We start from the raw sequence: 6,010 nt of genomic DNA, 5'->3' as shown, positions 1-6,010 counted from the left end.
GCCACCACCGACAGGCCGGCATTGTTGATGATGCCGTCCAGCCGGCCGAAATCGCGCACCGCGCTGTCCACCCAGTGCTGCAGCGCCGGCGTATCGGTCACATCCAGCGTGGTGATGCTGGCCGCGCGGTTGCCGAGCAGGCGTTTGGTTTCCGCCAGCCCATCTGCATCCTTGTCGGCCAGCGCCACCACCGCGCCGCGCGCCGCCAGACCCAGTGCCAATGCCCGGCCAATGCCGCTGCCCGCGCCGGTGATGGCGATTACCTTGCCTTCGAACATCGATTTCCCCTGCTTCGCTTCACCTCATTGCTATCAGGCGACCGTTGATGGCAACACTGCGATATGGACAAGGATAACATCAAGCCTGACCCGCGCGACAAGCAGCCGGTCGCCCCGCCCCCGCCGCCGTCTGACAAGGAAGTCGGCGGCCGCAAGGGGCCTGATCCGGTGCGGTACGGCGATTGGGAAAAGGGCGGCATTGCCGTCGATTTCTGATGCACCCGCTGGGCTGGCGATTGTGGTTCCTGATCGTGCAGTTTGCCGCTTTCATTGCAACCGCTGGCCTGCTGGCGCTGCTGATCGCGCCGGTGCTGCAGGGGTGGGAAATCTACCCTGCCGTCTTGCTTGTGCTGGTGGTGATCGGGGTGCCGTTCGGCCTGCTGCCTTATGCCATTGCCCATCGCCTGGAATTGGTGGCGTGGCGCCATGCCGTTCAGGCCGGTCTGTGGGCCGGCGGCGTTTTCGGGCTGATCTCGATCCTGATTGGGATCAGCGCCCGCTACCGGACGCTGGCGATCAGCACGGACATGTTTGGGAACGGCCTGCTGCTCATGCTGCTGCCCTGCAGCATCGGGGTCATTGCCGGGCTGGCCATGCGCGCCTTGGTGCCGGCCGATATATTGCATCGAAGCGCGGCGTTTCGGCGGCCGCAGTGGCGCGACGCCCTGCCGCTCGGCCTTGCGGCGGCAGCCATCGCGCTGGTTCCGATTTGCGATTGGGCGGGGTGAAAACGGGCGTCGGTTCTATTCTGCCTTCATGGGCCGCGCCAGCAGTGCGCTGATCGTTTCACGCACCGGCGCGCCACCCAGAAGTGCGGCCACGGCCGCCGAAATCGGCATCTCGACCTGGGCAGCGCGGGCGGCTTCCACCAACACCGCGGCAGTGGCCGCCCCTTCTGCAACCGCCGGGCCAGCGAGCAGTTCGGCCAGCGGGCGGCCTTGGCCCAAGCCGACCCCAAGGCGGAAATTGCGGCTGTTTTCGGATGAGCAGGTGAGCACAAGATCGCCCAGACCCGATAATCCGGCCAGCGTTTCGGCGCGCGCACCCCGGGCGATGCCAAAGCGAGTCATTTCGGCAAAGCCGCGCGCGATCAGCGCGGCGCGGGCGTTGAGACCGAGACCGGCGCCCTCCACCACTCCGCAGGCGATGGCGAGCACGTTCTTCACCGCGCCGCCAATCTCGGCACCCACGACATCGTCGGACAGGTAAAGCCGCAGCGTCGGCCGCGCCATGGCGGCCACCAGCCGTTCGCCCATCGCCGCATCCGCACAGGCCAGCGTGATGGCGCACGGCAGGCCGCGCGCCACTTCGTGCGCAAAGCTGGGGCCGGACAGGATGGCGATGGGGTTGGCAACGACGCTGCGCGCCACCTCCACCATCAGCGCGTGGCTGCCGGCCTCGATGCCCTTGGCGCACAGCACCAGGGGCGTGGCGGCGGGGATGGCGGCATTGGCCAGCACGGAACGCAGATGCTGGGCCGGAACGACGACAAGGATGATGGCGCAGGCGGCCATATCGGCCAGATGGCAAGTGGCCGTGATGCCGGCGGGCAGCGGGATGCCGGGCAGGAACACCGGGTTCTCGTGAGTCTCGTTGATGGCGCTGACCACCTCGGCTTCACGCGCCCACAGCGTCACCGGGCCATTGCCGGCCAAGGTGCTGGCCAGCGCGGTGCCCCATGCGCCGGCGCCTATGACACCGAATGTTGTCACGGCCTGCCCTCCGGCGCATGGACTCTTTGCTTGCGCGCCGATGCGCGCGGGGCGCCAGCACCGATGACGCCAAACGTGGTCACGCCTTCACTCCGGCCCCGCGCACGGCTTCGGCAGCGGGATCGAGCGGCCAGCGCGGGCGGGCGGGGGCGTGGAGATCGTCCACATCGCCGGCCTGCAGTCGCTCCAGCCCGGCCCAGGCGATCATCGCCCCATTGTCGGTGCACAGCCACATCGGCGGCGCGACGAAGGGTAGGCCGTGCGCGCCGGCAAGGCTGGCCAGCGCGCCGCGAATGGCCTGATTGGCCGCCACGCCGCCGGCGACGACCAAAGCGGTGGCCTGAGGGAAGGCGGTGATGGCGCGGGCCGTGCGGTCGGTCAGGCAATCGCAGGCGGCTTGCTGGAAGCTGGCGGCAAGGTCGGCGATGTCCTGTTCGGTCGGCTCTGCAATCGCAGCGCGGGCACGCAACACGGCGGATTTCAGGCCGGCGAAGGAGAAATGCGGTTCGACACTGCCGACCAGCGGGCGCGGCAGGGCGAAGCGCGGTGTGCCGTTCTTGGCCGCGCGTTCCAGCGCCGGGCCACCGGGAAAGCCGAGCCCCAGCACCTTGGCGGATTTGTCAAAGGCTTCGCCCACCGCATCGTCGATGGTGGTGGCCAGCCGGCGATAGCGCCCGATGCCTTCCACGCCGAGCAGCTGGCAATGGCCGCCCGACACCAGCAGCAGCAGATAGGGGAAGTGCAGCGACGCATCGGCAAGGCGCGGGGAAAGCGCGTGGCCTTCGAGGTGATTGACCGCGATCAGCGGCTTGCTTGCAGCAAAGGCCAGCGCCTTGGCGGTGACCAGCCCGATCATCACGCCGCCGATCAGGCCCGGCCCGGCGGTGCCGGCGATGGCGTCGACGTCGGCCAAGGTGATGCCGGCTTCGGCCAATACCGTTTCCACCATCGGCGCCAGCCGCTCGGCATGGGCGCGGGCGGCGAGTTCCGGCACGACGCCGCCGAACCGTTCGTGCGCTTCGTTCTGGCTGGCGATGCGCTGGGCCAAAATCGTCCGATCGGCGCGCACCAGAGCAACTGCGGTTTCATCGCAGCTGGATTCGATGCCGAGAACAAGTGGGGCGATCATGCCGCACAGCTAGGGCCAGTCTTGCCAATCCGCAATGGCCGCGCCATTGGCTTGACCCATGAGCTTCAAGATTGGAACACGGGGTTCGCCCCTTGCACTGGCGCAGGCCAACATGACGGCTGCTGCCCTGAAGGCCGCGCACGGCTGGGGCGATGGCGACGTGGAGATCATCATCATCCACACCACGGGCGACAAGGTGCAGGATCGCGCGCTGGCCGAAATCGGCGGCAAGGCGCTGTGGACCAAGGAGCTGGACGCCGCCCTGATGGAGGGCCGCATCGATATCGGCGTGCATTCGATGAAGGATGTTGAAACGCTGCTGAAGGACGGCATCGCGCTGGTCGCCATGCTGCCGCGCGCCGATGTGCGTGAACGGCTGATCGGTGCGACCAGCATATCCGCCCTGCCGCACGGCGCGCGGATCGGCACCTCCAGTCCCCGCCGCGCTGCGCAGCTGAAGGCCAAGCGGCCCGACCTGCAAACCGAAATCCTGCGCGGCAACGTCGCGACGCGGCTTGCAAAGGTCGAATCGGGCGTTGTCGATGCGACCTTGCTGGCGGCAGCGGGCCTCGACCGGCTCGGCCAGACGGTGGGCAGCCTGATCGAGCTGGATGAAATGCTCCCCGCCAGCGCGCAGGGTGCCGTGGGCATCACCGCCCGCGATGGCGACGAATCGACATTGGCGCGGCTTGAGCCGATCAACCATCTGCCCACTTTCCAGTGTGTTGCCATCGAACGCGCCTTTCTGGCCGCGCTGGGCGGCACCTGCCATTCACCGGTGGCAGCGCTGGCCCGGCTGGAAGGCGAAGGCGTCACTTTTCTCGGCCAGATTCTCGCCGAAGACGGCAGTGAGAGCCAGGAAGGCGGCTTCAACGCAGCGCTGCACGAAGCCCACGAGCGAGTGGCCGTGCTGGCCGCCGAACTGCTGGGCCGTGCCGGGCCGGCCGTGCGCGGGCTGTTCACGGCCTGATGCGCATCCTGGTTGTCCGTCCGCAACCGGGCGCAGACCAGACAGGCCTTAGTCTGCAACAGCTGGGCCATGCGCCCGTGCTGCATCCCCTGCTGGAGACCCGGCCTGTGGCCTGGGATTTGCCCAGCGAGACGCCGGATGCCGTCATCCTCACCAGTGCCGCCGCGGCGCGTCACGCCGGCTGGAAGGCCCAAGTGCTGAAATCGCTGCCCGTCCATGCCGTTGGCGGCGAGACGGCGGTGATGGCGAAAATGTCGGGATGGACGAATGTGACCATCGGCCCGGGCACGGTGCAGGCTTTGTTGGACAGGCTGGCCACCGGGCCGCAGCGCCGGCTGCTGCATCTGGCGGGGGCCGAGGTGACGGCCGTGACGGTGCCAGACACGCTCAGCCTCAGCCGTATCACCATTTATGAAACGCCGCTGCTGCCGTTGCCGGCCTTGCCGCAGGTCGAAGCCGTGTTGCTGCATTCGCCCCGTACCGCCGGGCACTTTGCGGCGGAATGGGATCGGCTGGGTGGTCGCCGCGATGCCGTGGCAGTTTATGCGATCAGCGCAGCAACGTTGGCGGCGGCCGGCACGGGCTGGGCCAGCACCGCTGTTGCAGCCAAGGCGACGGGAAATGCCTTGCTGGCGATGCTGCCCAAAGCCTTGTAGGAAGGCGGCATGAACGAGCCTTTCGACCGCAACGAGATCGGTGAATCAAGCCTGGCCGCCACCGAGCGGCTGCGCGCCCGGCTGATGACGCCAGGCCCCGCCCGCTCGCAGCCGGCGCGGCGCGGCAGCGGCGTGGCATGGGCCGCGGCGCTGGCCATGCTGGCATTGGCTGTCGGCCTGATTGCCAACCCGTGGTTCGAACAGACCGTGCGCAGCCGCCTGCCGTTCGTGCAGGCCGAAAACACTTCCGACACGGCCGCGCTGGACCAACGGCTGGCCGCGCTGGAGCAGCGCAAGCCGACCGCGCCGGCAGTCGCCTCCGAACGTCTGGCCCGCACCGAAGCCCGCGTTGAAAGCAGCACCGACCAGATCCAGCGCGACGCTGAACGCATCGACGAATTGAACCGGCAACTGGCGCAGCTGGGCGCGCGGCTGGCGGCCGAGGAGGCCCGCGATGCCGCCGTGGTGGCCACGGCGCAGGGCGCTGCCGACCGTGCCGAAGCCATGCTGACCGTGTTGCTGTTGCGGCGCGCCGTGGAAGATGGCCGGGCCTATGATGCGCTGCTGCCCGCCACCCGCCGCCTGTTTCAGGAACAACATGCCGATGAAGTGACGGTGCTGGAGGCGCTGTCGGCGGCGCCGGTTACGCGGTCGCGGTTGGCGCGCGATCTGGCTGGCCTGTCGGATGCCGGGCCGGGTGCGGCGCGGCCCAATTGGTGGGAAGCGCTGGCCAGCCGGGTGGAAACCGTTTTTGCCACGCGCGAAGGCGCCGGGCCGGTGGCGCAGGCCCAGGCCGCCATGGCGAGCGGTAATGTCACGGCTGCTGCAGCGGCCTTGCGCCGATCAAAGGCGCTGCGCGGCAATGGCACGGTGCGCGGCTGGCTGGCGGCGGCGGAACGTTTGACTGCGGGCGAAGCGGCGCTGGTGGCACTGGAAGCCTCGGCTGCGACACCGCTGCCGACATCATCAATCGCTGCAGCGCCAGCCCGCTGACCGGCAGCATGGGGACAGCCGCCGCCCCCGATACTGCTTCCCCGCGCGCCACAAGGGCCTGGGCCCTGGCGCAGGCGGTGCGCGACCCCTACGTCATCCTCATCACCATCTATATCTTCATGCCGTGGTTTGTCGGTGCCGTGGTTGGCGATCCGGTGCAGGGCCAGGCGCTGGTGGCGCAAAGCGGCAAATGGGGCGGCTGGGCGGTGATGATCACCATGCCGTTGCTGGGGGCGATGGTGGATCGGCTGGGGCCGCGCAAGCCGCTGCTG

General features: G+C 68.7%; 8 protein-coding genes and 1 pseudogene. 6 read left to right on the top strand and 3 right to left on the bottom strand.

Going from position 1 to position 6,010, the window contains the following annotated elements; genetic code table 11:
• Nucleotides 1-278: SDR family NAD(P)-dependent oxidoreductase (locus RMO81_RS10760; RefSeq protein WP_310475857.1), on the bottom strand; the 278-nt coding region annotated here is incomplete at its 3' end.
• A 63-nt stretch (nucleotides 279-341) separates the two neighbouring features.
• Between RMO81_RS10760 and RMO81_RS10755 the strand changes: the two genes are divergently transcribed.
• Nucleotides 342-494, top strand: a complete 153-nt coding sequence (locus tag RMO81_RS10755; RefSeq protein WP_310475856.1) for a DUF1674 domain-containing protein — start codon at nucleotides 342-344, stop codon at nucleotides 492-494.
• On the top strand, nucleotides 494-1,006 hold the full coding sequence (locus RMO81_RS10750; protein ID WP_310475855.1) for a hypothetical protein: 513 nt from the start codon (nucleotides 494-496) through the stop codon (nucleotides 1,004-1,006). The genes RMO81_RS10755 and RMO81_RS10750 overlap by 1 nt, the downstream gene beginning before the upstream one ends.
• Before the next feature lie 15 nt (nucleotides 1,007-1,021).
• On the opposite strand, the gene RMO81_RS10745 is transcribed toward RMO81_RS10750, so the two are convergent.
• A complete protein-coding gene (locus RMO81_RS10745; protein ID WP_310475854.1) occupies nucleotides 1,022-1,990 on the bottom strand; it encodes an NAD(P)H-dependent glycerol-3-phosphate dehydrogenase in 969 nt (322 codons plus the stop codon).
• A 79-nt stretch (nucleotides 1,991-2,069) separates the two neighbouring features.
• Complete coding sequence (gene tsaD / locus RMO81_RS10740) at nucleotides 2,070-3,119, bottom strand: tRNA (adenosine(37)-N6)-threonylcarbamoyltransferase complex transferase subunit TsaD (RefSeq protein WP_310475853.1); 1,050 nt, start codon at nucleotides 3,117-3,119, stop codon at nucleotides 2,070-2,072.
• A 58-nt stretch (nucleotides 3,120-3,177) separates the two neighbouring features.
• Here tsaD and hemC point away from each other — a divergent pair, with 58 nt between their 5' ends.
• The 4 genes and pseudogenes from hemC to RMO81_RS10720 all read left to right on the top strand — a co-directional run.
• On the top strand, nucleotides 3,178-4,089 hold the full coding sequence (hemC, locus tag RMO81_RS10735) for a hydroxymethylbilane synthase (protein ID WP_310475852.1): 912 nt from the start codon (nucleotides 3,178-3,180) through the stop codon (nucleotides 4,087-4,089).
• Entirely contained in the window at nucleotides 4,089-4,745 is a 657-nt protein-coding gene (locus RMO81_RS10730) for a uroporphyrinogen-III synthase (protein WP_310475850.1), read from the top strand. Before hemC ends, RMO81_RS10730 begins: the two co-directional genes overlap by 1 nt.
• Nucleotides 4,746-4,754: 9 nt before the next feature.
• Complete coding sequence (locus tag RMO81_RS10725) at nucleotides 4,755-5,738, top strand: hypothetical protein (RefSeq protein WP_310475849.1); 984 nt, start codon at nucleotides 4,755-4,757, stop codon at nucleotides 5,736-5,738.
• Nucleotides 5,739-5,815: 77 nt separating this feature from the next.
• Nucleotides 5,816-6,010 (top strand): annotated as a pseudogene (locus RMO81_RS10720) (MFS transporter); the annotation flags it as partial.

Source organism: Sandarakinorhabdus sp. (genome assembly GCF_031422795.1).
Classification (GTDB): Bacteria; Pseudomonadota; Alphaproteobacteria; order Sphingomonadales; family Sphingomonadaceae; genus Sandarakinorhabdus.
Note: the sequence above shows the minus strand (reverse complement) of the source record. Positions and strands in the feature narration are given on the sequence as shown.

What these genes read in the sequence shown, in the direction of transcription:
- RMO81_RS10730 (WP_310475850.1), top strand. Translation starts at nt 4,089, where the DNA reads ATGCGCATCCTGGTTGTCCGTCCGCAACCGGGCGCAGACCAGACAGGC.
- tsaD (WP_310475853.1), bottom strand. Translation starts at nt 3,119, where the DNA reads ATGATCGCCCCACTTGTTCTCGGCATCGAATCCAGCTGCGATGAAACC.
- hemC (WP_310475852.1), top strand. Translation starts at nt 3,178, where the DNA reads ATGAGCTTCAAGATTGGAACACGGGGTTCGCCCCTTGCACTGGCGCAG.
- RMO81_RS10725 (WP_310475849.1), top strand. Translation starts at nt 4,755, where the DNA reads ATGAACGAGCCTTTCGACCGCAACGAGATCGGTGAATCAAGCCTGGCC.
- RMO81_RS10750 (WP_310475855.1), top strand. Translation starts at nt 494, where the DNA reads ATGCACCCGCTGGGCTGGCGATTGTGGTTCCTGATCGTGCAGTTTGCC.
- RMO81_RS10755 (WP_310475856.1), top strand. Translation starts at nt 342, where the DNA reads ATGGACAAGGATAACATCAAGCCTGACCCGCGCGACAAGCAGCCGGTC.